The organism is Pseudomonas sp. PWP3-1b2, assembly GCF_049896045.1.
In the GTDB taxonomy this organism is placed as follows: Bacteria; Pseudomonadota; Gammaproteobacteria; order Pseudomonadales; family Pseudomonadaceae; genus Aquipseudomonas; species Aquipseudomonas antarctica_B.
Window position 1 is genome coordinate 2,352 of the sequence record NZ_JAFCTN010000047.1, and the last position, 24,404, is coordinate 26,755.

18 protein-coding genes and 1 other RNA gene are annotated in these 24,404 nt (G+C 60.4%); 12 read left to right on the forward strand and 7 right to left on the reverse strand.

The window, feature by feature from the left end; genetic code table 11:
- Nucleotides 1-139: 139 nt before the first annotated feature.
- Nucleotides 140-1,330 (reverse strand): benzoate/H(+) symporter BenE family transporter, encoded by a 1,191-nt coding sequence (locus ACP7A2_RS23110; RefSeq protein ID WP_426136102.1) that lies wholly within the window; start codon nt 1,328-1,330, stop codon nt 140-142.
- 226 nt (nt 1,331-1,556) lie between these two features.
- Here ACP7A2_RS23110 and ACP7A2_RS23115 point away from each other — a divergent pair, with 226 nt between their 5' ends.
- A complete protein-coding gene (locus ACP7A2_RS23115) occupies nt 1,557-2,321 on the forward strand; it encodes a GntR family transcriptional regulator (RefSeq protein ID WP_017134778.1) in 765 nt (254 codons plus the stop codon).
- Between the two features lie 156 nt (nt 2,322-2,477).
- Here the strand turns inward: ACP7A2_RS23115 and guaD are convergent, their stop codons facing one another.
- The 4 genes from guaD to xdhA form a co-directional block, all read right to left on the reverse strand.
- Nucleotides 2,478-3,782 (reverse strand): guanine deaminase, encoded by a 1,305-nt coding sequence (gene guaD, locus ACP7A2_RS23120; RefSeq protein ID WP_426136103.1) that lies wholly within the window; start codon nt 3,780-3,782, stop codon nt 2,478-2,480.
- Between the two features lie 12 nt (nt 3,783-3,794).
- Nucleotides 3,795-4,634 carry a xanthine dehydrogenase accessory protein XdhC gene (xdhC, locus tag ACP7A2_RS23125; protein ID WP_426136104.1) on the reverse strand — a complete coding sequence of 280 codons (840 nt, stop codon included), beginning with the start codon at nt 4,632-4,634 and terminating at the stop codon, nt 3,795-3,797.
- Between the two features lie 171 nt (nt 4,635-4,805).
- Nucleotides 4,806-7,205, reverse strand: coding sequence for a xanthine dehydrogenase molybdopterin binding subunit (gene xdhB, locus ACP7A2_RS23130; RefSeq protein WP_426136105.1), 2,400 nt, complete (start codon nt 7,203-7,205; stop codon nt 4,806-4,808).
- Nucleotides 7,198-8,646: a xanthine dehydrogenase small subunit gene (xdhA, locus tag ACP7A2_RS23135; protein ID WP_426136106.1), complete on the reverse strand. Its 1,449-nt coding sequence runs from the start codon at nt 8,644-8,646 to the stop codon at nt 7,198-7,200. The genes xdhB and xdhA overlap by 8 nt, the downstream gene beginning before the upstream one ends.
- Before the next feature lie 280 nt (nt 8,647-8,926).
- Between xdhA and ACP7A2_RS23140 the strand changes: the two genes are divergently transcribed.
- From ACP7A2_RS23140 to ACP7A2_RS23180, 9 genes are all read left to right on the forward strand, one after another.
- The gene (locus tag ACP7A2_RS23140) at nt 8,927-9,586 is read left to right on the forward strand and encodes a GntR family transcriptional regulator (protein ID WP_426136107.1); all 660 of its coding nucleotides are present in this window, start codon (nt 8,927-8,929) and stop codon (nt 9,584-9,586) included.
- A gap of 2 nt (nt 9,587-9,588) precedes the next feature.
- Nucleotides 9,589-13,077: a chromosome segregation protein SMC gene (gene smc, locus ACP7A2_RS23145; RefSeq protein ID WP_426136108.1), complete on the forward strand. Its 3,489-nt coding sequence runs from the start codon at nt 9,589-9,591 to the stop codon at nt 13,075-13,077.
- Between the two features lie 259 nt (nt 13,078-13,336).
- Nucleotides 13,337-14,203, forward strand: a complete 867-nt coding sequence (zipA, locus tag ACP7A2_RS23150; RefSeq protein ID WP_426136109.1) for a cell division protein ZipA — start codon at nt 13,337-13,339, stop codon at nt 14,201-14,203.
- 86 nt (nt 14,204-14,289) lie between these two features.
- Nucleotides 14,290-16,638, forward strand: a complete 2,349-nt coding sequence (ligA, locus tag ACP7A2_RS23155; protein WP_426136110.1) for an NAD-dependent DNA ligase LigA — start codon at nt 14,290-14,292, stop codon at nt 16,636-16,638.
- A gap of 116 nt (nt 16,639-16,754) precedes the next feature.
- On the forward strand, nt 16,755-17,921 hold the full coding sequence (locus tag ACP7A2_RS23160; RefSeq protein WP_426136111.1) for a zinc-binding metallopeptidase family protein: 1,167 nt from the start codon (nt 16,755-16,757) through the stop codon (nt 17,919-17,921).
- 225 nt (nt 17,922-18,146) lie between these two features.
- An RNA gene (gene ffs, locus ACP7A2_RS23165) (signal recognition particle sRNA small type) lies at nt 18,147-18,243 on the forward strand.
- A gap of 200 nt (nt 18,244-18,443) precedes the next feature.
- Nucleotides 18,444-19,394, forward strand: a complete 951-nt coding sequence (locus ACP7A2_RS23170; protein ID WP_426136112.1) for an N-acetylmuramidase family protein — start codon at nt 18,444-18,446, stop codon at nt 19,392-19,394.
- Nucleotides 19,395-19,581: 187 nt separating this feature from the next.
- Entirely contained in the window at nt 19,582-20,628 is a 1,047-nt protein-coding gene (locus ACP7A2_RS23175) for an N-acetylmuramidase family protein (RefSeq protein WP_426136113.1), read from the forward strand.
- Between the two features lies 1 nt (nt 20,629).
- Entirely contained in the window at nt 20,630-21,226 is a 597-nt protein-coding gene (locus tag ACP7A2_RS23180; RefSeq protein WP_426136114.1) for a hypothetical protein, read from the forward strand.
- Nucleotides 21,227-21,282: 56 nt separating this feature from the next.
- Here the strand turns inward: ACP7A2_RS23180 and ACP7A2_RS23185 are convergent, their stop codons facing one another.
- Both ACP7A2_RS23185 and ACP7A2_RS23190 read right to left on the reverse strand, forming a co-directional pair.
- On the reverse strand, nt 21,283-22,191 hold the full coding sequence (locus tag ACP7A2_RS23185; protein ID WP_426136115.1) for a DUF2167 domain-containing protein: 909 nt from the start codon (nt 22,189-22,191) through the stop codon (nt 21,283-21,285).
- Between the two features lie 61 nt (nt 22,192-22,252).
- Nucleotides 22,253-23,116 carry a LysR family transcriptional regulator gene (locus ACP7A2_RS23190; protein ID WP_426136116.1) on the reverse strand — a complete coding sequence of 288 codons (864 nt, stop codon included), beginning with the start codon at nt 23,114-23,116 and terminating at the stop codon, nt 22,253-22,255.
- Between the two features lie 102 nt (nt 23,117-23,218).
- On the opposite strand from ACP7A2_RS23190, the gene ACP7A2_RS23195 reads away from it, so the two are divergent.
- Together ACP7A2_RS23195 and ACP7A2_RS23200 are read left to right on the forward strand one after the other, a co-directional pair.
- Nucleotides 23,219-24,136, forward strand: coding sequence for a DMT family transporter (locus tag ACP7A2_RS23195; RefSeq protein ID WP_426136117.1), 918 nt, complete (start codon nt 23,219-23,221; stop codon nt 24,134-24,136).
- A gap of 147 nt (nt 24,137-24,283) precedes the next feature.
- A partial coding sequence (locus ACP7A2_RS23200) for a hypothetical protein (protein WP_426136132.1) occupies nt 24,284-24,404 on the forward strand: 121 nt, incomplete at its 3' end.

Here is a 24,404-nt window from a genome sequence, read left to right on the forward strand (position 1 = left end):
GTTGAAAGCTGGCTCAAAGGCCGCAGCGAACTGAAAAGCGCTGAAGTCAGCCCACTGCTGGACGTGTGGTATCCGGAAAAGCCGATCAACGCGGCTAAGTGATACTAAAAAAAACGGCGACCTGAGGGTCGCCGTTTTTTTATGCCTTGCGCCAATTCAGAATCAGCAGCGTCAACACCCCCGCCACAATCCCCCAAAACGCCGACCCGATGGAAAACAACGTCAAGCCTGACGCGGTGACCATAAAGGTGATCAGCGCCGCTTCCCGTTCCTTCGGCTCATTCATGGCGATGCTCAGGCCATTGATGATCGAGCCAAACAGCGCCAACGCCGCAATCGACAGCACCAGCTCCTTAGGCAGCGCTGCGAACAAGGCCGCCAATGTCGCGCCAAATACTCCGGCAATCCCGTAGAACACCCCGCACCACACCGCGGCGGTGTAGCGCTTGTTGCGGTCTTCATGGGCATGCGGCCCGGTACAGATCGCCGCGCTGATCGCCGCCAGGTTGATGCCGTGGGAGCCGAATGGCGCCAGCACCAGGGAAGCCAGGCCGGTGGTAGTGATCAGCGGCGAGGCCGGCACCGTGTAGCCGTCGCCGCGCAGTACTGCGACGCCGGGCATGTTCTGCGAGGTCATCGCCACCACGAACAGCGGGATGCCGATGCTGATGGTCGCGGCCAGCGAGAAGTGCGGCGTGGTCCACACCGGCGTCGCGACTTCCAGGTGGAAGCCGCTGAAGTCCAGCAGGCCCATCAGCCCGGAGAGCACGGTGCCGATCACCAGCGCGGCCAACACGGCATAGCGGGGCGACGCGCGCTTGATGATCAGGTAGGTGAAAAACATCCCCAATACCAGGCCGGTGCGATGCTGCGCGGCCACAAAAATCTCGCTGCCGATCTTGAACAGAATCCCCGCCAGCAACGCGGCCGCCAGTGAAGCCGGAATGCGCTTGACGAGTTTTTCAAAGCTGCCGGTCAGGCCGCACAGCGTGACCAGCACCGCGCACGTGATGTAGGCGCCAATGGCCTCGCCATAACTCACGCCGCCAAGGCTGGTGATGAGCAAGGCCGCGCCGGGTGTCGACCAGGCAATGGTGATCGGCGTGCGATAGCGCAAAGACAAGCCGATGCTGCACACGGCCATGCCGATGGAGATCGCCCAGATCCATGAAGAAATCTGCGCCGTGCTCAAGCCGGCGGCCTGGCCGGCCTGGAACATCAGGACCAGGGAGCTGGTGTAGCCGGTCATCATGGCGATAAAGCCGGCGACTACGGCCGACGCAGAAGTGTCGGCCAGTGGGCGCAAAGGCGCTTGAGTGGCGTCGGTCATCGAGAGGTGTTCCTTTTACCTGGGTGTTTGCCGGTGAAGGCGCAGATTCAAGCCTAAACTCAAACGTAACGACTCATTGCAATACAGCCGGGGCCGCAAACAGCCGTACAGTGTGTTGGCGTATGCGGTTGTGTACAATGTGCCCTGTTTTTAGGTGATACTTGCCAGCAACCGTTTGTTGCCGTATTACCGTTAATTCGCCGCCGTTCTCCCGATCCGAGTGCCCATGAACGAACAGTTGCAACCTCTCAAGAAACAACCGCGAGCCGGCAAGGCCGGACGCAGCGGAACCCAGGACGATATCGTCTATGCGCATATCTTCGAGGCGATCCTCGAACAACGCCTGGCACCCGGTACCAAATTGAGTGAAGAGGCACTGGGCGAAATCTTCGGCGTCAGCCGCACCATCATTCGCCGCGCGCTGTCGCGCCTGGCCCATGAAGGCGTGGTGTTGCTGCGGCCCAATCGTGGCGCGGTGGTGGCGAGCCCCAGTGTCGAAGAAGCGCGCCAGGTGTTCCTGGCCCGCCGTTTGGTCGAGCGGGCGATCACGGAATTGGCGGTGCAGCACGCGACAGCCGAACAACTGGCTGAATTGCGTCAGATGGTCAACGACGAGCGTGACAGCTTTTCGCGCGGCGATCGCGGTGCGGGTATCCGCCTCTCCGGCGAGTTCCACCTGAAGCTGGCCGAAGCGGCGAAGAACGCCCCGCTGATCAGCTTCCAGCGCAGCCTGGTGTCGCAGACATCGTTGATCATCGCGCAGTACGAAAGCGGCAACCGCTCGCACTGCTCCTACGATGAACACACGCAGTTGATCGACGCGATCGAGGCACGGGACGCGACGCTGGCGGTGAACCTGATGATGCATCACATGGATCACATCGACAGCAAGCTCAACCTCGATGAGGAAAGCGCGTCGGATGATTTGCATGCGGTGTTTTCGCATTTGTTGCAGACCAAGAAGCCAGGGCGCTCTTCGGTCAAACTCTGATCCCAATCAACAATGTGGGAGCTGGCTTTTGTGGGAGCTGGCTTGCCTGCGATAGCATCCCCTCGGTCTAACTGAAAGACCGAGGTGACTGCATCGCAGGCAAGCCAGCTCCCACAAAAAGCCGCTCCCACATTTGGTTTTGTATGGCGACTGATATTAGCGCTGATGCACCAACTGCCCCGCCGCATACGTCTGCAACACGGTCCGGTCATCCCCCAGCGTCATCAACACAAACAACGTCTCGGCAATGTTGTTCGACTGCTTCAAGCGATAGCTCAATAGCGGCGTGGCGTTGTAATCCAGTACCAAAAAGTCCGCATCCGTACCCGGTTGCAACGTACCAATCTTGTCTTCCAGGCGCAGTGCCCGCGCGCCGCCCAGGGTGGCCAGGTACAGCGACTTGAACGGGCTCAAACGCGCACCCTGCAACTGCATCACTTTGTACGCTTCGTTCAAGGTTTGCAGCAGCGAGAAGCTGGTGCCGCCGCCCACGTCCGTGCCCAGGCCCACATTCAACTTGTGCTTCTCGGCCATCGGCAGGTTGAACAAACCACTGCCGAGGAAGAGGTTCGAGGTCGGGCAAAACGCGACCGCTGAACCGGTCTCGGCCAGGCGCGCGCACTCGTCGTCACACAGGTGCACGCCGTGGGCAAACACCGAGCGTTCGCCCAGCAGTTTGTAATGGTCGTACACGTCCAGGTAGCCCTTGCGCTCCGGGAACAGCTCCTTCACCCACTCGACTTCCTGCTTGTTCTCACTGATGTGAGTCTGCATGTAGAGGTCCGGGTATTCGCCCAGCAGTTGCCCGGCGAGTTCCAGTTGCTGCGGCGTGCTGGTCGGCGCGAAACGCGGCGTCACGGCATAGTGCAGGCGGCCCTTGCCGTGCCAGCGTTCGATCAGCGCCTTGCTTTCCTGGTAGCCGGTTTCGGCGGTGTCGGTGAGGTAGTCCGGCGCGTTGCGGTCCATCATCACTTTGCCGGCGATCATACGCAGGTCGAGCTTCTCTGCGGCTTCAAAGAACGAATTCACCGACTGTGGGTGCACGCTGCCGAAGACCAGCGCAGTGGTGGTGCCGTTGCGCAGCAGTTCCTTGATGAAAATATCCGCGACTTCTTCGGCATGGGCCTTGTCGGCGAACTGGCTTTCGCAGGGGAAGGTGTAGGTGTTCAGCCAGTCCAGCAACTGCTCGCCATAGGCACCGACCATGCCGGTTTGCGGCAAGTGGATATGGGTGTCGATCAGGCCGGGAGTGATCAGCGCATCCTGGTAATGGATGACTTCGATGTCGGCGGGCAGGGTCGGCAGCAAGTCACCGGCATGGCCGACAGCGCTGATCTGGCCGTTTTCGATCACCAGCAGGCCGTCTTCGAAGTATTCGTACGAGGCTTCGATGCCCACTTCGGCGGGGTCGGCGATGCTGTGCAAAATGGCGGCACGGTAGGCTTTGCGTGTCAAAGGCATGGTCATCTCAATTCAAATGGCTTGGCTGCGACGCGAAGCCGGCAGCAGTTTGGCAATAGGTTCGGCGCTCGCGGTGTGCTGGCCGAAATTCGCGTTATAGGTGGCGATGATTTCGCCGGCGATGGAGATGGCAATCTCCACCGGTAATTTGCCCTTCACCTCGGTGAGGCCCATGGGGCAGCGCATGCGTTGCAGCTGTGCGGTGTCGAAGCCGCGATCACGCAGGCGGTGTTCGAACTTGACCCGTTTGGTTTTCGAACCGATCAGGCCGAAGTAGGTGAAGTCATCTCGCTTGAGCAGCGCGGCGGTCAGTTCCAGGTCCAGTGCGTGATTGTGGGTCATGACGATGCAGTAACTGCCCACCGGCAGGTCGGCAATTTCGTCGACCGGCTCTTCGCTGACGATTTTACGTACGCCCTGGGGGATGTGCTCCGGGAACTCCTGATCGCGCGAATCAATCCAGCGTACGCGGCACGGCAGGCTGGCCAGCAACGGCACCAGCGCACGGCCAACGTGGCCAGCGCCGAATACCGCGATCTGCGCCTGCACCTGGCCCATCGGTTCGAATAGCAGCACCGTCACGCCGCCGCAGCACTGACCCAGGCTGGCGCCGAGGCTGAAGCGCTCCAGATGGGTGTTCTGCTGGCCGCGCACAAGCATGTCCCGGGCAATCTGCATCGCCTTGTATTCCAGGTGCCCGCCGCCGATGGTGTCGAAGGTGTGCGCAGCGCTGATGACCATCTTCGAACCGGCGTTACGCGGCGTGGAGCCGAGCTCTTCGATGATGGTCACCAGTACGCAGGGTTCGCCGCGGTTTTGCAGGTCGGCGAGGGCGCTGATCCAGTTGTGCATAGTCACCTCAACATTTCTGTTGTCAGTTCGGCCGCCATCGCAGGCAAGCCAGCTCCCACATTTGAATGTATTTACACATCAAAAATTGTAGGAGCTGAACTCCCTCACACCTGGTCTGCAAACCACGATCAAATGTGGGAGCTGGCTTGCCTGCGATGGCAGCGCCTCGGTCTAAAGCGAAGCCATCTCGGTTTCAGTCTCAACAGCCTTCGCCGCCTGCAACTGGCGCATCTGCTCGCACCCCCACAACACCCGCTCCGGCGTCGCTGGCGCGTCAATCCTGGGCTGATGGCGATAGTCACCGAGGCTCGCCACGGCATCCTTGATCGCACACCACGACGCAATCCCGAGCATGAACGGCGGCTCGCCCACGGCCTTGGAATGGAACACCGTGTCTTCCGGGTTCTTGCGGTTTTCCACCAGCTTCACGCGCAAATCCAGGGGCATGTCAGCCACTGCCGGAATCTTGTAACTGGCCGGGCCGTTGGTCATCAGCTTGCCCTTGTTGTTCCACACCAGCTCTTCCATGGTCAGCCAGCCCATGCCCTGGATAAAGCCGCCTTCCACCTGGCCAATGTCGATGGCCGGGTTCAGCGAGGCGCCGACGTCGTGAAGAATGTCGGTGCGCAGCATCTTGTATTCGCCGGTCAGGGTGTCGACGATCACTTCGCAACAGGCCGCGCCGAATGCGAAGTAGTAGAACGGCCGACCGCGCGATTGGCTGCGGTCGTAGAAGATTTTCGGGGTCTTGTAGAACCCCGTGCTCGACAGCGACACCTGGGCGAAATACGCCTGCTGGATCAGCGCTTCAAACGTCAAAATCTGCTCGCGCACGCGCACATGGCCGTTGTGAAACTCCACGTCGGCTTCGCTCACGTCGTACTTGCGCGCAGCGAATTCCACCAGCCGTTGCTTGATGATTTCTGCTGCGTTCTGTGCGGCTTTGCCGTTCAGGTCGGCGCCGCTGGACGCAGCGGTCGGCGAGGTGTTGGGCACCTTGTCGGTGTTGGTCGCAGTAATCTGCACGCGGTCGATGTCGACCTGGAAAATCTGCGCCACCACCTGCGCCACCTTGGTGTTCAAGCCCTGGCCCATCTCGGTGCCGCCGTGGTTCAGGTGGATGCTGCCGTCGGTGTAAATGTGGATGAGCGCACCGGCCTGGTTAAGGAAGCTGGCGGTAAATGAAATACCGAATTTCACCGGCGTCAGCGCCAGGCCTTTTTTCAGAATCGGGCTGTGGGCGTTGTACAGGCGGATCGCTTCGCGGCGCTCGGCGTATTGGCTGCTGGCCTCAAGCTCGGCGGTCATTTCTTCGAGCATGTTGTGCTCGACGGTCTGGTAGTAGTGGGTGACGTTGCGCTCGGTCTTGCCGTAGTAATTGACCTTGCGCACAGCCAGCGGGTCGAGGGCCAGATGCCGGGCGATGGCGTCCATCACTTCCTCAATGGCGACCATGCCTTGCGGGCCGCCGAAGCCGCGATAGGCGGTGTTGGACGCGGTGTTGGTCTTGCAGCGATGGCCGTTCACCGTGGCATCGCCCAGGTAATACGCGTTGTCGGAGTGGAACATCGCGCGGTCGACAATCGAGTTCGACAGGTCCGGCGAGCAGCCGCAGTTGCCCGCCAGTTCCAGGTTGATCCCGTGCAGTCGGCCGGTGTCGTCAAAGCCCACGTCGTATTCAATATAAAAGGGGTGGCGCTTGCCGGTCATCAGCATGTCCTCGACGCGCGGCAGGCGCATCTTGGTCGGCTGGCCGGTGAGGCGCGCAACCACTGCGCACAGGCACGCCGGGCTGGCGGCTTGGGTTTCCTTGCCGCCGAAACCACCGCCCATGCGGCGCATGTCGACGACGATTTTGTTCATCGACACGTCCAGCACTTCGGCCACCAGCTTCTGCACTTCGGTGGGGTTCTGCGTGGAGCAATAGACGATCATGCCGCCGTCTTCGGTGGGCATCACTGAAGAGATTTGCGTCTCCAGATAGAAGTGTTCCTGGCCGCCAATGTGCAGCGTGCCCTGGATACGGTTTTTCGCCGTCGCCAATGCGCCCGCCGAATCGCCGCGCTGGTGGGTGTGGCTGTCGAGTACGAAGTGTTTATTGCGCAAGGCTTCGACCACGTCGAGCACCGGTTCGAGGTCTTCGTATTCGATCACCGCAGCCATGGCGGCTTTGCGCGCGGTTTCGAGGTCGCGGGCCGCTACTGCCAGCACCACTTGGCCGACGAACTGCACGGTATCGATGGCCAGCAACGGGTCGCCGGGCATCAACGGGCCGATGTCTTTCAGGCCCGGCACGTCTTCGTGGGTGATGGCGATGCGCACGCCTTCAAAGGCGTAGCAGGGCGCAGTGTCGATACTGATGATGCGTGCATGGGCGCGGTCGGACATGCGCGCATACAGGTGCAACTGGTTCGGGAATTCCAGGCGGTCATCGATGTACTGCGCCTCACCGGACACGTGCTTGGCGGCGCTGTCATGTTTGACGCTGCGGCCGACGCCGGAGGTCAGGTCCTGAGCGAACAGCTCGGCGAGTTCGGCCTGGGTTTTTACATCGGCGTGATGGTTAGACATAAGCGGTCACCCGAGTCTCGATGTGCGGCGTTTGCAGTTCGATGAAGTATTTGCGCAGCAGGTTCTGCGCGCTGAGCAGGCGGTATTCCTTGCTGGCGCGAAAGTCCGAGAGCGGGGTGAAATCTTCGGCCAGGGCGGCGCAGGCTTTCTCCACGGTAGCGGAGTTCCACGTGGCGCCGACCAGCACGGTTTCGCAGCTTTTCGCGCGTTTTGGCGTGGCGGCCATGCCGCCGAAGGCGACGCGGGCTTGGCTGATTACACCGTTTTCAATCGTCAGGTTGAAGGCGGCGCACACCGCGGAAATATCATCGTCGAGGCGTTTGGACACCTTATAGGCTCGGAACAGCATGTGGCCCTTGGGCACGATGATCTTCTCGATGAACTCGCTGTCCTGGCGCGCAGTTACGCGGTAGTCGATGAAGTAGTCTTCCAGCGCCAGGGTGCGGCGGGTGTTGCCTTTGCACAGCACAATCTGCGCGCCGAGGGCGATCAGCAGGGGCGGCGAATCGCCGATCGGCGAGGCGTTGCCGATGTTGCCGCCGAGGGTGCCCTGGTTGCGAATTTGCAGCGAGGCGAAGCGGTGCAGCAGTTCGCCGAAGTCCGGGTATTCGTGGTGCAGCGCGGTGTAGCAGTCGGAGAGGGCTGTGGCGGCGCCGATTTCCAGGCGGTCGTCGAAGTCTTCGATGCGCTTCATTTCTTCAATGTTGCCGACGTAGATCATCACCGGCAGGGTGCGGTGGAACTGCGTGACTTCCAGCGCCAGGTCGGTGCCGCCAGCCAGTAGACGGGCTTGCGGATAGGCGTCGTAGAGGTCGGCCAGATCGGCGACGGTCAGCGGCACCAGGCAGCGTTTGTCGCCGCTGTTCAACTCGCCGGTTTGGGTTGGTGCGATGGCCTTGAGGCGGGCGATGGTTTCGGCCTGGCGGCTGTCGAACTGATCCTGCGGTTTGTTGCAGCAGGCCTGTTCGGCGGCGGCGAGAATCGGGCGATAGCCGGTGCAGCGGCACAGGTTGCCGGCCAGGGCTTCGTGGGCTTTTTGGCTGTCGGGAGCGTCGCTGTTCTTTTGCAGCGCAAACAACGACATCACAAAACCCGGTGTGCAAAAGCCGCATTGCGAGCCGTGGCACTCGACCATGGCTTGTTGCACGCTGTGCAGTTGGCCCTGGTGTTTGAGGTCTTCGACGCTGATCAGTTGTTTGCCGTGCAGGGAGGAGACAAAGGTCAGGCAGGAATTGAGGCTGCGATAACGAATCTGTTGCGCACCGTGTGCATCGGTGTGCAACTCGCCGACCACCACGGTACACGCACCGCAATCGCCGCTGGCGCAGCCTTCCTTGGTACCGGATTTGCCCACGTGCTCACGCAAATAGTTGAGCACGGTCAGGTTGGGGTCCAGGGCGTGCTCGCTACGGAGTTCCTGGTTTAGTAAAAACTGGATCACGGAAGGCCTCGCAGACTCATTATTGTTGTTAACCGCTTTGCGCCGAATCTAGTCATGTCTGACTTTTCGGTCAATTGTTTTCTGACTTAAGGGTCAAGAAAATGCGATCGCAACACATTTAATTAGGGTTCAGTCTTCTGAAACTGGCGTTTTTGCAGGCCTTTACCTGCGATACGTTGCTTATTTCATGCCAAATTCGCCGCCGTGGGCGTAGCGCCATCAGCGGGCCAATGCGCTACACTGCCGCGCTTGTACCGATAGCAGATTTTGAAGGGAAAACATGACGTTCAAGGCGCCGGACAGTCTCGCCGAGCAAATCGCTCACCACCTCGCCGAACGTATCATTCGCGGCGATCTCAAGCCTGGGGAGCGGATCCAGGAGCAGAAAGTCACGCTGGCGCTCAATGTCAGCCGTGGTTCCGTGCGTGAAGCCCTGCTGATCCTTGAACGCCGCCACCTGATCGCGATCCTGCCGCGCCGTGGCGCCCACGTCACCGAACTCACCGCGCACAAGGTGCAGAGCCTGTGCACGTTGATGGGCGAGCTGTACATCCTGCTCGGTAATGCGGTTGCCGAGGGCTGGCAGACCCAGGCCGACATGGCGCCGTTCGTGCAAATCCAGCAGCGCCTGATCGTCAGTTTCGAACGCCAGGACATTCGCGCCTTCGTCGAAGAAAGCTTCAACGTGATGCGCGCTGCGTACCCGTTCGCCAACAACCCGTATTTGCAGGAAACCGTCGAGAACCTGCAGCCGGCGATGAACCGCGCCTATTACCTGGCGCTGGAGCAACGCAAGGCGTCCATGAGCGAGTACCTGGTGCTGTTCGAGCAGTTGCTCGCCGCCGTGCTCGCCCGTGACTTGCCGCAGATTCGCCAGGTGTTGTCGGCCTACGGCGAGCGCAGTTGCTCGCTGGTCATCGCTGCGTTGGCGGACGCCTAAGCGTGCGGCTCAAGTGCATCAAACTGGCGGGGTTCAAATCCTTCGTCGACCCGACCACGGTGAACTTCCCCAGTAACATGGCGGCGGTGGTCGGGCCCAATGGTTGCGGCAAGTCGAACATCATCGACGCCGTCCGCTGGGTGATGGGCGAGAGCTCGGCAAAAAACCTGCGTGGCGAGTCGATGACCGACGTCATCTTCAACGGCTCCACCAGCCGCAAGCCGGTGAGCCAGGCCAGCATTGAGCTGGTGTTCGACAACTCAGATGGCACCCTCGTCGGCGAATACGCCGCCTACGCGGAAATCTCCATTCGCCGCAAAGTGACCCGCGACAGCCAGAACAGCTACTTCCTCAACGGCACCAAGTGCCGTCGCCGCGACATTACCGACATCTTCCTCGGCACCGGCCTTGGCCCGCGCAGCTACTCGATCATCGAGCAGGGCATGATCTCCAAGCTGATCGAAGCCAAGCCTGAAGACCTGCGTAACTTTATCGAAGAAGCCGCCGGTATCTCCAAGTACAAGGAGCGCCGCCGCGAGACCGAAAACCGCATTCGCCGCACCCATGAAAACCTTGCCCGCCTGACTGACCTGCGCGAAGAGCTGGAGCGCCAGTTGGAGCGCCTGCACCGCCAGGCCCAGGCCGCCGAGAAGTATCAGGAATACAAGGGCGAGGAGCGCCAACTCAAGGCGCAACTGTCGGCCCTGCGCTGGCAGGCGTTGAATGAGCAGGTCGGCCAGCGCGAAGCGATTATCGGCACCCAGGAAATCAGCTTTGAAGCCCTGGTGGCCGAACAGCGCAATGCCGATGCCAGCATCGAGCGCCTGCGCGACGGTCACCATGAGCTGTCTGAACGCTTCAATCTGGTGCAAGGGCGTTTCTACTCGGTGGGCGGCGATATCGCCCGGGTCGAGCAGAGCATCCAGCACGGCCAGCAGCGCCTGCGCCAGTTGCAGGATGACCTCAAAGAGGCCGAACGCGCGCGCCTGGAGACTGAATCTCACCTGGGCCACGACCGCACGTTGCTGCTGACCCTCGGTGAAGAGCTGGACATGCTCACGCCCGAGCAAGAAATCACCAGCGCCGCCGCCGAAGAAGCCGCCGCCGCGTTGGAAGAATCCGAAACCACCATGCAGTGCTGGCAGGAGCAGTGGGACACGTTCAACCTGCAATCCGCCGAGCCGCGCCGCCAGGCCGAAGTGCAGCAGTCGCGCATCCAGCAGCTGGAAACCAGCATGGAACGCTTGGCTGAACGCCAACGCCGGATGCAGGAAGAGCGCGCGTTGCTCTCGGCTGACCCGGAAGACGCGGCGATCATGGAACTCAGCGAGCAGCTCGCCGAAAGCGAAATGACGCTGGAAGACCTCGAAGCCAGCGAAGAGCAGCAAGTGGAGCGCCTGGAGCAACTGCGTCAGCAGCTGCAACAGGCGACCCAGGCCCAGCAGCAGGCCCAGGGTGATTTGCAGCGGCTCAACGGCCGGCTGGCGTCGCTGGAAGCCTTGCAGCAGGCGGCGTTGGACCCCGGCACTGGCACGGCTGAATGGCTGCGCGACCAACATTTGGCCGAGCGTCCGCGCCTGGCCGAGGGTTTGAAAGTAGAAGCCGGTTGGGAGCTGGCGGTGGAGACCGTGCTTGGCGCCGACCTGCAAGCGGTGCTGGTCGACGATTTTGGCGGCTTTGACCTCGCCGGTTTCACCCAGGGCGATCTGCGTTTGCTCAGCCCCGCCGCTGACGGCACCCGAGTGCCGGGCAGCTTGCTGGACAAGGTCGAGGCGGCGATTGATCTGTCGCCCTGGCTGGGGCAAGTCAAACCGGTGGACTCGCTGGAACACGCCCTGGCCCAGCGTGGCCAACTGGGCGCCGGCGAAAGCCTGATCAGCCGGGACGGCTTTTGGGTCGGTCGGCACTTTTTGCGCGTGCGCCGCGCCAGTGAAGCCCAAAGCGGTGTTCTGGCCCGTGGCCAGGAAATCGTCAGCCTGAGCGCCGAACGTGAAGAGCGCGAAGCCACCCTGGAAAGCCTGGAAACCGAACTGCAAACCCTGCGCGCCACCCAGCGCCAGCAAGAGACTGGCCGCGAACACCTGCGCCGTCTGCTTCAGGACGAAGCGCGCCAGCAAGGCGAACTCAAGGCTCAGCTCTCAGCCAGCAAAGCCAAGGCCGAACAGTTAACCCTGCGCCGTACTCGCCTCGACGAAGAAGTCGCCGAGATGGGCGAGCAGCGCGCCCTTGAACACGAACAGATCGGTGAGGCGCGCCTGCAGTTGCAGGAAGCCCTTGACAGCATGGCGCTGGACACCGAGCAGCGTGAACTGCTGCTGGCCCAGCGCGACAGCCTGCGTGAACGCCTGGATCGTGTGCGTCAGGAAGCCCGCCAGCACAAAGACCACGCGCACCAATTGGCGGTGCGCCTCGGCTCCTTGCAGGCCCAGCATAAGTCCACCGCCCAGGCCCTTGAGCGCCTGGAGATGCAGTCCGAACGCCTCACCGAAAAGCGTGAGCAACTGAGCCTCAACCTGGAGGAGGGCGAAGCGCCTCTGGAAGAGTTGCGGCTCAAACTGGAAGAGTTGCTCGACAAGCGCATGAGCGTCGACGAAGAACTCAAGACCGCGCAAATCGCCCTGGAAGACGCCGACCGCGAACTGCGCGATGCAGAAAAACGCCGGACCCAGGCCGAGCAGCAATCCCAGCTGATTCGCGGCCAACTCGAACAACAGCGGATGGAATGGCAAGCCCTGACCGTGCGCCGCAAGACCTTGCAAGACCAGTTGCTGGAAGACGGCTACGACCTGCACGGCGTGCTCAACACGCTAACCGCCCAGGCCAACGAGAAAGACGCCGAAGAAGAACTTGAGCGCATTGCCGCGCGCATTCAACGACTGGGCGCGATCAACCTTGCGGCCATTGATGAGTATCAGCAGCAGTCCGAGCGCAAACGTTACCTGGACGCCCAGAACGCCGACCTGGTGGAAGCCCTGGACACCCTGGAAAACGTGATCCGCAAGATCGACAAGGAAACCCGTAACCGCTTCAAAGATACCTTTGATCAGATTAATAGCGGTTTACAGGCGTTATTCCCGAAAGTTTTCGGTGGTGGCAGCGCTTACTTGGAACTGACGGGCGAAGATCTACTCGATACAGGGGTAACGATCATGGCGCGGCCGCCGGGCAAGAAGAACAGCACCATCCATTTGTTGTCCGGTGGCGAGAAGGCACTCACCGCGTTGGCCCTGGTATTTGCGATCTTCAAGTTGAACCCGGCGCCGTTCTGCATGCTCGATGAAGTTGACGCCCCGCTGGATGACGCTAACGTTGGACGCTATGCGCGACTGGTTAAAGAGATGTCCCAGACCGTGCAGTTCATCTATATCACCCACAACAAGATCGCCATGGAAATGGCCGATCAACTCATGGGTGTGACGATGCACGAGCCTGGCTGTTCGCGTTTGGTGGCGGTGGATGTCGAAGAAGCGATGGCGATGGTGGAATCCTGAAGCGGGCGTTGAAAGAGAATTTTCAGCAGGCGGTAAGCTGATGGACCCGGTTGTGAAATATGGCAAATGGACATATTTGTTCAAGGCATTTTGACAGACGGTGTAAAGTTATCTTTGGTCGTGCTAGTTTAATGTCAAATTTTCGTATGCGTGGGCAAAACGTCAGTCAGAACATAGAGTTGGCGCCACGTTTTAAAGCGGTTTGCACGGTGCTAAACCCCTTATTTTTCAGCATTTTTTATTAGAGGCACGGGATTACATGGAAATCGGTCTGCGCGAGTGGCTGATCGTCATCGGCATTATTGTCATTGCCGGTATTCTTTTTGATGGCTGGCGCCGTATGCGCGGTGGCAAGGGCAAGCTCAAATTCCGTCTGGACCGCAACCTGTCCAACTTGCCTGACGACGACAGCAGCGCAGAGCTGTTGGGGCCGCCACGTGTACTTGACAACCATAAAGAACCCCAGCTTGACGAGCATGACTTGCCGTCGATGAGCGCGCCGGTGCGCGAAGCCCGTGAGCCGTCTTCCAAGCGTGGCAAACGTGGCAGTGCCGGCGCGGCTGAGCCGCATCAGGGCGACCTTAACCTCGACGTTGATGATGGCCCGAGCTTCAGCAGCCGCGATGACGATTTCCCCGACGAGACACCAGCCAAACGCAGCGCCCCACGCCAATCGGTCAACGATCAGCCGGCCGCTGAAGAAGTTCTGGTGATCAGCGTGATCTGCCGTGACGCCGGCGGCTTCAAAGGCCCGGCGCTGTTGCAGAACATTCTGGAAAGCGGCCTGCGCTTTGGCGAGATGGATATCTTCCACCGTCACGAAAGCATGGCGGGTAACGGCGAAGTGCTGTTCTCCATGGCCAACGCGGTCAAGCCGGGTACTTTTGATCTGGACGATATCGACCTGTTCAGCACCCCGGCGGTGAGCTTCTTCCTCGGCTTGCCCGGCCCGCGTCACCCGAAACAAGCGTTCGACGTGATGGTGGCCGCAGCCCGCAAGCTGTCCCAGGAACTCAACGGCGAGCTCAAGGACGATCAACGCAGCGTCCTGACTGCCCAGACCATCGAACACTACCGTCAGCGCATCGTCGAGTTTGAGCGTCGCGCCCTGACACAAAAACGCTGAGGATTGGTCTCCAGCGTTGTCAGTAGAATAAGCGCACTACCATTTGAGCAGCTTCGGCTGCTCTTTTGCTTTCTGAGAGAACACCCATGACCGCCGCCCACACCCGCATCCTTGAATTGCGCGCTGAACTGGATCAGCACAACTACCGTTACCACGTCCTCGACGAGCCGAGCATTCCGGACGCCGAGTACGACCGGTTGTTTCACGAGCTCAAGGCCCTTGAGGCCGAGCATCCGGACCTGGTGACGCGTGATTCGCCGACGCAGCGGGTGGGCAGTGCGGCGCTGTCGGCATTTACGCAGGTCAAGCATGAGATTCCGATGCTCAGCCTGGGCAACGCCTTTGATGAAACCACGATGCTGGAGTTTGACCGCCGGGTAACCGAGGGGCTGGATCTACCGGCGGGTGATCTCTTCGGGAGTGTCGAGTACAGCTGCGAGCCGAAGCTCGATGGCCTGGCGGTCAGCCTGCTGTATCAGGACGGCGAACTGGTACGCGGCGCTACCCGCGGCGACGGCACCACCGGCGAAGACATCAGCGTCAACGTGCGCACCGTGCGCAATATTCCGTTGAAACTGCAGGGCAGCGGCTGGCCAGCGACCCTCGAAGTGCGCGGTGAAGTGTTCATGTCCAAGGCCGGCTTCGAGCGGCTGAACGCCTCGCAACTGGAAGTGGGCGGCAAGACCTTCGCCAACCCGCGCAACGCCGCCGCCGGCAGCCTGCGTCAGCTGGACTCGAAAATTACCGCCAGCCGCCCGCTGGAATTCTGCTGCTATGGCGTGACTACTGACATCAGCGACACGCATATCGGCAACCTGCAGCAGTTGAAAAAATGGGGCATGCCCATCAGCCACGAGCTGAAACTGGCCAAGGGGATTCAGGATTGCCTGGACTACTACCGCGATATCGGCGAGCGGCGTAACAGCCTGCCGTATGAGATCGACGGTGTAGTGTTCAAGGTCAACAGCATTGCCTCCCAGCGTGAACTGGGCTTCCGTGCGCGCGAACCGCGCTGGGCCATCGCGCATAAATTCCCGGCCATGGAAGAGCTGACAGAGCTGCTCGACGTGGAATTCCAGGTCGGCCGCACCGGCGCCGTGACCCCGGTGGCACGCTTGAAGCCGGTCAAGGTGGCCGGTGTGACCGTCTCCAACGCCACGTTGCATAACATGGATGAAGTTGCCCGATTGGGCGTGATGATCGGCGATACCGTGATTATCCGCCGCGCCGGTGATGTGATCCCGCAGGTGGTCTCGGTGGTACTCGAGCGCCGCCCGGAAGCTGCCCGCGCCGTGCCCATTCCCCAGACCTGCCCGGTGTGTGGCTCCCACGTGGAGCGCACGCAACTGGTCAAGCGCAGCAAGGGCAAGGAAACCGTCAGCGAAGGCGCGGTGTACCGCTGCGTTGGCCGCCTGGCCTGTGGTGCGCAGCTCAAGCAGGCGATTATTCACTTCGTCTCGCGCCGCGCCATGGACATTGACGGCCTGGGTGACAAGACCATCGAGCAACTGGTGGATGAAAAACTCATCGGCTCGCCGGCTGACCTCTTCAAACTCACGTACGAGCAGATCATCGACCTGGAAGGTTTCGCTGATATTTCCAGCAAGAAGCTGATCACCGCCATCGAGAACAGCAAAACGCCGACTCTGGCGCGGTTTATCTACGCCCTGGGCATTCCCGACGTGGGCGAGGAGACGGCCAAGGTGCTGGCGCGCTCGCTGGCGTCCCTTGAGCGGGTGCAGAAGGCCTTGCCGGAAGTGTTGACCTACCTGCCGGACGTGGGCCTGGAAGTGGCGCATGAGATTCACAGCTTCTTTGAAGACAGCCACAACCGGGACGTGATCGGCGCGCTGCTGTCGCCGGACGAATGCGGCCTGCAATTGCAGGATCAAGGCGACCTGGGTGCCGAGTTCGCTGCCAGCACCACCTTGGGCGGGTTACTCGACAAGCTGCACGTGCCAAGCGTCGGCCCTGGCGCCGCACAGAAACTGGCGGATAAATTCGGCTCCCTGCAAGGCGTGATCAACGCCGACTGGCTGGATATGCGCCAGGCGCTGCCCGAGAAGCAGGCCAAGGCCGTGCGCGATTTCTTTGATAACGCCGAGAACGCCACGCACGCCCTGGCCATCGAGCAGCAGCTCAAGGACTTCGGCATGCATTGGGACAGCGAGAAGAAAGTCGTCGAAGGCTTGCCGGAAGCAGGCCACACGTGGGTGCTGACCGGCTCACTGGAGCTGATGAGCCGCGACGTGGCCAAGGACAAGCTCGAAAGCCTCGGCGCCAAGGTGGCGGGCTCGGTCTCGGCGAAAACCCACTGCGTGGTCGCCGGGCCGGGCGCCGGTTCGAAACTGGCCAAAGCCAGTGAGCTGGGTGTGAACGTGCTGGACGAAGAAGCCTTTGTCGCTTTCCTCGCCAGGCACAACATCCCCGTCTGATGGGCTCCTGTGGCGAGGGAGCTTGCTCCCGTTGGGCTGCGCAGCAGCCCCTCTCAGGAAAGTGAACGATATCCTGCGTGAGATGATCTAGTCTCTGTCACCCAGGAGAGACCGCCATGTTCCGCTACTTCGAGCAACTCAGTTCGCGCATCGCAGCACCGTTCGTAGCCGGGGCGTCTCGCAACAGCAAGGTATGGCAATGCCGCTGCGGGCAACCTCTGTTCTTTCGCAACAGCCAGTGCCTGGCTTGCCAGGCGCTGTTGGGCTACCAGCCGCAACAGAGCCGCGTTTCATCTCTTCAACCGGGCCCCGTCGCCGACACTTGGCTGGCGGACGACAACCTCAACGCCGGTGCCTTTCGCCGTTGCGCCAACCTCGACACCCCGGCCGCGTGTAACTGGCTGATCCCGGCCCACAGCACTGCGCCACTGTGCGTGGCGTGCAGCCTGAACCGTACCATTCCCGACCTGTCTATCCCGGAAAACCACGATCGCTGGCGCAAGGTCGAAACCGCCAAGCATCGGCTGGTGGCGCAACTGATAAGCCTGGGCCTGCGCGTGGTGCCCAAGAGTGTCGACGAAGACACTGGCCTGGCGTTTGACTTTGTCGGCATCGACCTGGAAGGCAATGCGCCGATGACAGGCCATTCCAACGGGCTGATTACCCTGGATATCAAGGAAGCCGATGACGCTCATCGCGAAAAGGTCCGGGTGCAAATGCGCGAGCCCTATCGCACGTTGCTCGGCCATTTTCGGCATGAAGTTGGTCATTACTACTGGGATCGGCTGATCGCTGATAGCCACTGGCTCGAAGCGTATCGCAGCCTGTTCGGTGACGAACGCGCCAGCTACGCCGATGCCCTCGACCAGCACTACCAAAACGGCCCGCGCCCGGACTGGCAGCAAACCTGCGTCAGCGCCTACGCGACCATGCACCCGTGGGAAGACTGGGCGGAAACCTGGGCCCACTACCTGCACATGATGGACGCCGTCGACACCGCCCTTGGTTTTGGCATGAGCGCCCGCGAGATGGACCTGGACTACCAGCCATTTCCTCTCTCCACGCTCTATGACCCCGCACACCCCGGTGGGACGGCATTCCTGTCGTTCGTCAACGCCTGGATCGAACTGGCCGGTATGCTCAACGAACTGTCGCGCAGCATGGGGCAGCCGGATTTTTACCCCTTTGTGCTGCCGCCAGCGGTGATCGCCAAGCTGCACTTTATCCATCTGGTGATCCAGGAGGAGGGTGGTCGGGCGGATGAGGTCGTACAGGCGCAATAAGTTGCTGTGTGTGGGAGCTGGCTTGCCGGTGATGGCGTCACCGCGATATCACTGATGCACCGAGTCGGGGGCATCGCGGGCAAGCCCGGCTCCCACAAGGTGCGAGGCCTTAGGCAAGTGCTTGAACCAGTGGATATTTTTAATCCTGAACCAACGGTTGTAACTTCCGATGAGATCGGTACAATGGCCCCGCTTGCCGAGAGGCAGGCGTCGTTATGGTGACCCCATCGGTCCCCCCGCAACGATTACCCGTGAACCTGGTCAGAGCCGGAAGGCAGCAGCCACAGCGGGAACATTGTGTGCCGGGGTGTGGCTGGTGGGGTTGCCTCCATAACGCTCTTCCTCGCAGTACCCCCTCTGTTTCAACTCAATATTTCTTGCTCAGTTAACTGCCAAGCCACATTGCGCCGTCGATGACCACTGGACAACTGCATGCCGCCTGCTAGCGTGAATCAGGTAAACGACCCGTGCTGGAGTAGTGGAGAAGTGAAGGCACTCATTCCCTGATTAAGGATGATTGCCATGACCAGCCTTCAAGGCTTACCCATTTCTATCAAGGCTTCAGTCGGCACGCCAGGCAAGGCCGTCAACGACCCTGCCGACGTTCGATCCATTCAACATCTGTTTAATCTGATCAAATCCACCTCCGATTTGCCTCTGGTAGAGGACGGCAAATCCGGCCCCAAGTTGGTCCAGCGCATCAGTGCGTATCAAGTTGCTCGCCTGAAGGCGAAAAACCCCGACGGCGTGATTGATGCCAATGGCCAGACCTTCAAGAGCCTGGTCGAGGACGCAGGCAAGGCGACGCCTTCCGTGCAAGCGCCAGTTCAGCCTGAGAAAGACCGGCAGCAGTGGCTGACAGAGGTGACGTGCGACGGTGGTGTCACGCTGACCGAGGCAGATTTCAAGAATGCGGCCGCCCAACTGGGCAATGGTATTTCGGTGAACCTCATCAAGGCGTTTGCCACTGTTGAGTCCGGCGGACGTTCCGGCTTCGGGCCAGCCAAGCTCCCGGTGATTGCGTTTGAAGGGCACACCTTCCGAAAGTACACCGGGAACAGTTACGACAAGTCTCACCCCTTGCTCTCATACCCTTACCTGGTCAAGGCAGGTCCGCAATGGAGGGCCAATAACAGGGACCAGGCCACAGCCTGGCGCACCCTCGCCGACGCATTCAAGCTAGACCCGCAGGCCGCGCTGAAGTCAGCTTCGTACGGCATGTTTCAAATCATGGGTTTTAACTTCGCCGCCTGCGGTTACAAGAACGTCACCGATTTTGTGGTCGCGATGAAACTAAACGCTGGCAATCACCTGAAGGCGTTCGTCGGTTTTTGCAGCAAGACCCCGCCCTTGATCAAAGCGATGAGGAACAAGGATTATGTGGGCATGGCCTCCAATTACAACGGCGACGACTACGGCGACTACGACAAGCGCATTAAAAAAGCCTATGAGGCGCTTGAACAGAAAAAATAGCGGTGTAAGTACTCTTTTGTGTTGATTACGCGGCGCATTGATTGCTTTCTCACAGCTATCAATGCGCCCACTGGACAAGCCAAAACAGACTTGTTAGCTTGCGCGAGCCATTTGTTTCAGAATATGACAAGTGCGCTGCTTTGAGATTGAAGTGCTATCACTTCGCTGACTAACAAGGACGTCTGTCATGAAAAGCCTGCAAGGGTTGCCCCGTCTTATCAGTGCTTCAGTCGGCGCTCCGGGGAAAGCGCGCAACTTGCCTGCCGATGTTCAGTGCATCCAGTATTTATTCAATTTAATCATCCCCAAGATGGGTTTTCCGCTGGCCGAAAACGGCAAGTGCGACGGCCAGTTGGTGCAATGCATCAGCCAGTATCAGTTCCGCCACCTTAAATATGCCCATCCCGATGGCGTGATCGACCCCACCGGTCGAACCTTCAACAGCCTGATTGAGGAAGCGATGAAGGTGCCGATAAACGCCTTCCCGACGGCACGCATTCCGAGCTTTCTCAATGTGTTCGGCAATAACAACGGCGACGCCGTGCAGGCCACAGTCAACGTTTATCTGGACCGTATGCGCGCGATGGTGGAGGCCGAGCGACGCAACCGTCAATTGATACTCCAGGCCACATGCGACGGGGGCATGACCCTCACCGACACCGACTTCCAGAACGCCGCAATGCAGTTGGGCAGCGGTATTTCGGTGAATATCGTCAAGGCGTTTGCCACCGTTGAGTCCGGCGGGCGCTCGGGGTTCGGGCCGGCGAAGTTGCCGGTGATTGCGTTTGAGGGTCACCTGTTTCGCAAGTACACCAAGCATATCTACGATCAGGCGCACCCGTTGCTGTCCTATGTCTACGTAATGAAGGCCGGGCCGCAGTGGAAAACCAATAACAAGGATCAGACCAAGGCCTGGGAAACCATGGCCACCGCGTTTGCGCTGGATCAGGAAGCGGCGCTGATGTCGGCGTCCTGGGGCATGTTTCAGATCATGGGTTTCAACTTCACTTCATGCGGTTACAAAACCGTGTTTGAATTTGTCGCGGCATTAAAGATTAATGCCGGCTACCAACTTAAGGCGTTTATCAGTTTTTGCAGCCAAAGCCCGGCATTGATCAAGGCCATGAAAGATAAAGATTATGTTGCCATGGCCCGCAACTATAACGGCAAGGATTACGGCGACTATGACAGGCGTATCAAAAATGCCTACGACGCATTGGAAGGGAAAAAATAAGATGACGCGTGTTCTAGCAGTGGGTGTGTTGTCGTTGTGCGCTGTGGTGCCGGCATTTGCGAGCGAAACCGCCCTGCATTCGGGCAAGTACGAAGGGCTGATGCTGGCCGTGACGCCGCAGCATCAGGTCGAGGGCTATTACGCCGAAGCACTGGGCGAGGGCGTAACCCGCAGTTGCGCGTTCTACCTGCAAGGCGCGCCCGACGCGCTCCGCACCTGGCTCGACGAGGTCTACCCCGGCACTGTGGCCGCATCGTCCGATGGCGTCACCCTGACCGTGGAGCAGGGCCGTCAGCACCCTGGCTGCATGAGCGTGCTGATGCCGGAAATCGCCACGGGCCTGGAGTTGACCCAAACCGCCAGCACGCAGTGGATTGGTCTGGTGACGGTCTTGGCCGACAAGGCCTACCTGCTCAAAGCGCCTGGCGACGATGCGGCAAAACGTCCGTACATCGTCAAGGATGATGTGGTGGGGGTGCTGGCGTTCAAGGATGGCTGGGCCGAGGTCGAATACACCAACGCCAAGGATCACACGTACACCGGCTGGATCAGCAGTGATCAATACAGTCGCCTGTCTGTGCCCACTGCACAGCACTGAACCAACCCTCTACGCCGCAGCGTGCTCGCCACGCTGCGGCGTTTTTGTGTCCGGGGTCAGGCCTTGTTGCGATTGAACAGTTTGCGCACCAATGCGAGCAGCGCCACTACGCCAATCACCAGGAATTTTTTCGCGGCGAGCAGGAAGATGCCGATCTTGGCGAACAGCCCGGCTTTGGCGGCGATTCCGCCTGCAACCAGGGCCGCGAGGCCGTAAGTCGCGGCTTTGTCGGTGCTTGGGTTGAAGTCGGTGTACAGGTTGCCGTCGGTGAAGTTGGTAAAGGCCAGCACCTTGGGCAATTCCTGCTTGATGATTGGCAGGTCGGCCATGGCTGCCACGGCGTTGAGTTCCAGCACGCCTTCACGGCCCAGCACGCGGATGCTGTAGTTGAGGGTCGTCTGCTGTGCGTCATCGGCTTTCAGCTCACGCGCCCAGTACATTTTGTGGGTGGTTTCATCGTAATGTGGCGGCTCGGCCCAGCCCAACAGGTGCAGGCCGGAGTAGCCCTGTTCCTGGCGGGCCTTGTTCTCTTCTTCGTCTCCTTCCTGCATTTGCTTGAGCAGTTCGGCGTAGTCGATTTTCGCCGCGTCCTCGTCGGAGATGTGCCCGTCGTTGTTGTAGCTGACGATCACGCCCCAGCCGCGTTCCGCCAGCGGGCTGACGGCTTTTGGCACGATCATCCCCAAGGTCTTGAAGCCCGGCGGGTTGCCCCAGCCGTCGGTCAGCAAGCGCTCGGTGTCGGCCGGGTTGAGGTAATAGAACTCGTCGTTGAGCTTGAGGGTGGCAATATCGCCGGGCAGGGTGACCGTGCCGGTCTGCTGTTTGAGTGAGGCGAGGAAGTGCTCGGCCGTTTCGGCCGGTGCGCTGGCTTCAACAGGCGCAGGGGCGGGCGTGGCAGCAGCAAAAGCACTGGCGGCAGGCAGGCTCAAGGCGGCCGCCGCCATTAAAACGCGGAAGTAATTCATGGTAGTCCCTTACGTTTAGAATCAATTTGGCGAGAGAATAACTGAAAGGGAATGTTACCGGTTAGCCGAACGTTTCCCGCAGCAGCTCGGCAAATGCATCGCGGGCCAAATGGCGCTGGGTGTCCTTGTGCCAAAACAGCAGATTGTTCACGGCCTGTAATTCTTCGAACCGGTACGAAGCCAACTGATTGGTCTGCGCGTAACGCGCCAGAATGCCTTCCGGCGCCAACGCCACGCCAATCCCCGCGCTGACGCAGCCGATGATCGTGCCCCAGCTGGCATAGCTGGCGATGCTCGGCTTGAAATCATGGGGCTTGACCCAGTTTTCCAGCGCTGCGCGGTAGGGGCAGCCGGGTGGCCATACCAGCAGCGTGCGGCCGGCCAGGTCTTCGGCGCTGTTGATCGGCTCACTAGACGCGCTGGCAATCAGCACCAGGCGTTCGCTGTAGACCACACTGTGTTCGAGCCTGGCGCGCTTTGCGCCAGCCGCTACCAGCGCCACATCCAGACGGTGATGTTGCAAGTCATCGAGTAACTCGGCCCACGCGCCAGTCACCAGTTCAAGGCTCACATCCGGATAGCGCCGGTGGTATTCGGCCAGCAGCGGTGGCAGTCGCCCGCTGGCGCTGGATTCCACCGCACCGATGCGCAGGGTGCCACGGGGAATCGCGTTAGCGTCCACTGCGCGTTTGGATTCATCCACCAGCGCGAGGATGCGCTCGCAGTAATCCAGGAAGATCTCACCGGCGGCACTGATCGCCAGCCCACGCCCGGCGCGGATAAACAGTGGCGTGCCCAACTCGCTTTCCAGCTGCTTGATGCGCGTGGTGATGTTGGACGGCACGCAGTGCAATTGCAGGGCGGCCTGAGCCACGCTGCCGGTTTGCGCCACGGCTCGCACCATTTTCAGTTGGGCCAGTTCCATTGCTCAGTTCCAGTGATATCTGAAGTCAGAAACGCTTAATTGTCCTGCGCTTTGCCTGGGCCAAGACTGACGGCACTACTTCTCAGTGTCCGGATGCCGTCGATGAATACCCCGTCGCCCCTGAAGCTTACGCTAGTCGCTGCCAGCGTCATCCTCTGCTGGGCGTATTCGCCCATCGGTGTGCACATGGGGCTGCACAGCTATAGCCCGGGCCAGTTGGCATTGCTGCGATTTTTGATCGCCTCGGTGTTCATGGGCGGCGTGGCGCTGGTGGTGGGCATTGGCCGGCCGCAGTCAAGGGACGTGCCCTGGTTGTTGGTGCTGGGTTTTTTTGGCGTGTTCCTGCACCACACCAGCCTGAATAACGGGCAGCAGTGGGTCACGGCGGCGGCGTCGAGTGTGTTGGCGCAGTCGGCGCCCCTGTTCAGTGTGTTGATTGCGTTTTTCTGTTTGAAGGAGCGGGTCAGTGTGTGGCGCTGGAGTTGCGTGCTGCTTGGGCTGGTGGGCGTGCTGGTGGTGATTTGGGGCGACCACGGCGTGGGGGATATCGACCCGCGTGGCCTGCTGATTCTGCTGGCGGCGGTGTCTTGGAGCGTGTATTTCGCGATCCAGAAGCACTACGCCCACCGTTACAGCCCGCTGACCATGGCCTGCTATATGGTCTGGTCAGGCACCTTGATGCTCTGCGTGAACCTGCCAGGCCTGTCGGCCGCCGTGGTACGCGCGCCTTTGCCGGAGAACCTGTCTGTGCTGGTGCTGGGGATTTTCCCGAGCGCCTTGGCGTACGTGGCCTGGGGCTTTGTGTTGAAACACGTGGACGTCAGCCGCGCCTCGGTAGCGATGTACCTGATTCCGCCAGTGGCCATGGTGATGGCCGCCACCTTGCTCGGCGAGCACGTCAGCGTGCAGGTGATGCTCGGCGCAGTGATCGTGCTCGCCAGTGTGGCGGCCATCAGCCTGGAAGGGCGCTGGCGGTCAATCGCTAAGGCTGGGCGTGCGCAGGTGCCGGGAAGCGGGTAACGGAAATCATCCATAAAACACTCAGGTTCAGGCCTTCGGGGGCTCGACTCGATGCGGTTAGTCAGATTAGACGAGCGTGCCGGATGCATTTTCCCCCTTGCTCCGCTAGCATTACCGGCTTCCGCTTCCCAGTTGCGACGGTTTTCGATGAGTTATCAGGTTCTTGCACGTAAATGGCGTCCGCGCTCGTTCCGCGAAATGGTCGGCCAGACCCATGTGCTCAAGGCTCTGATCAATGCCTTGGACAGCCAGCGGCTGCACCACGCCT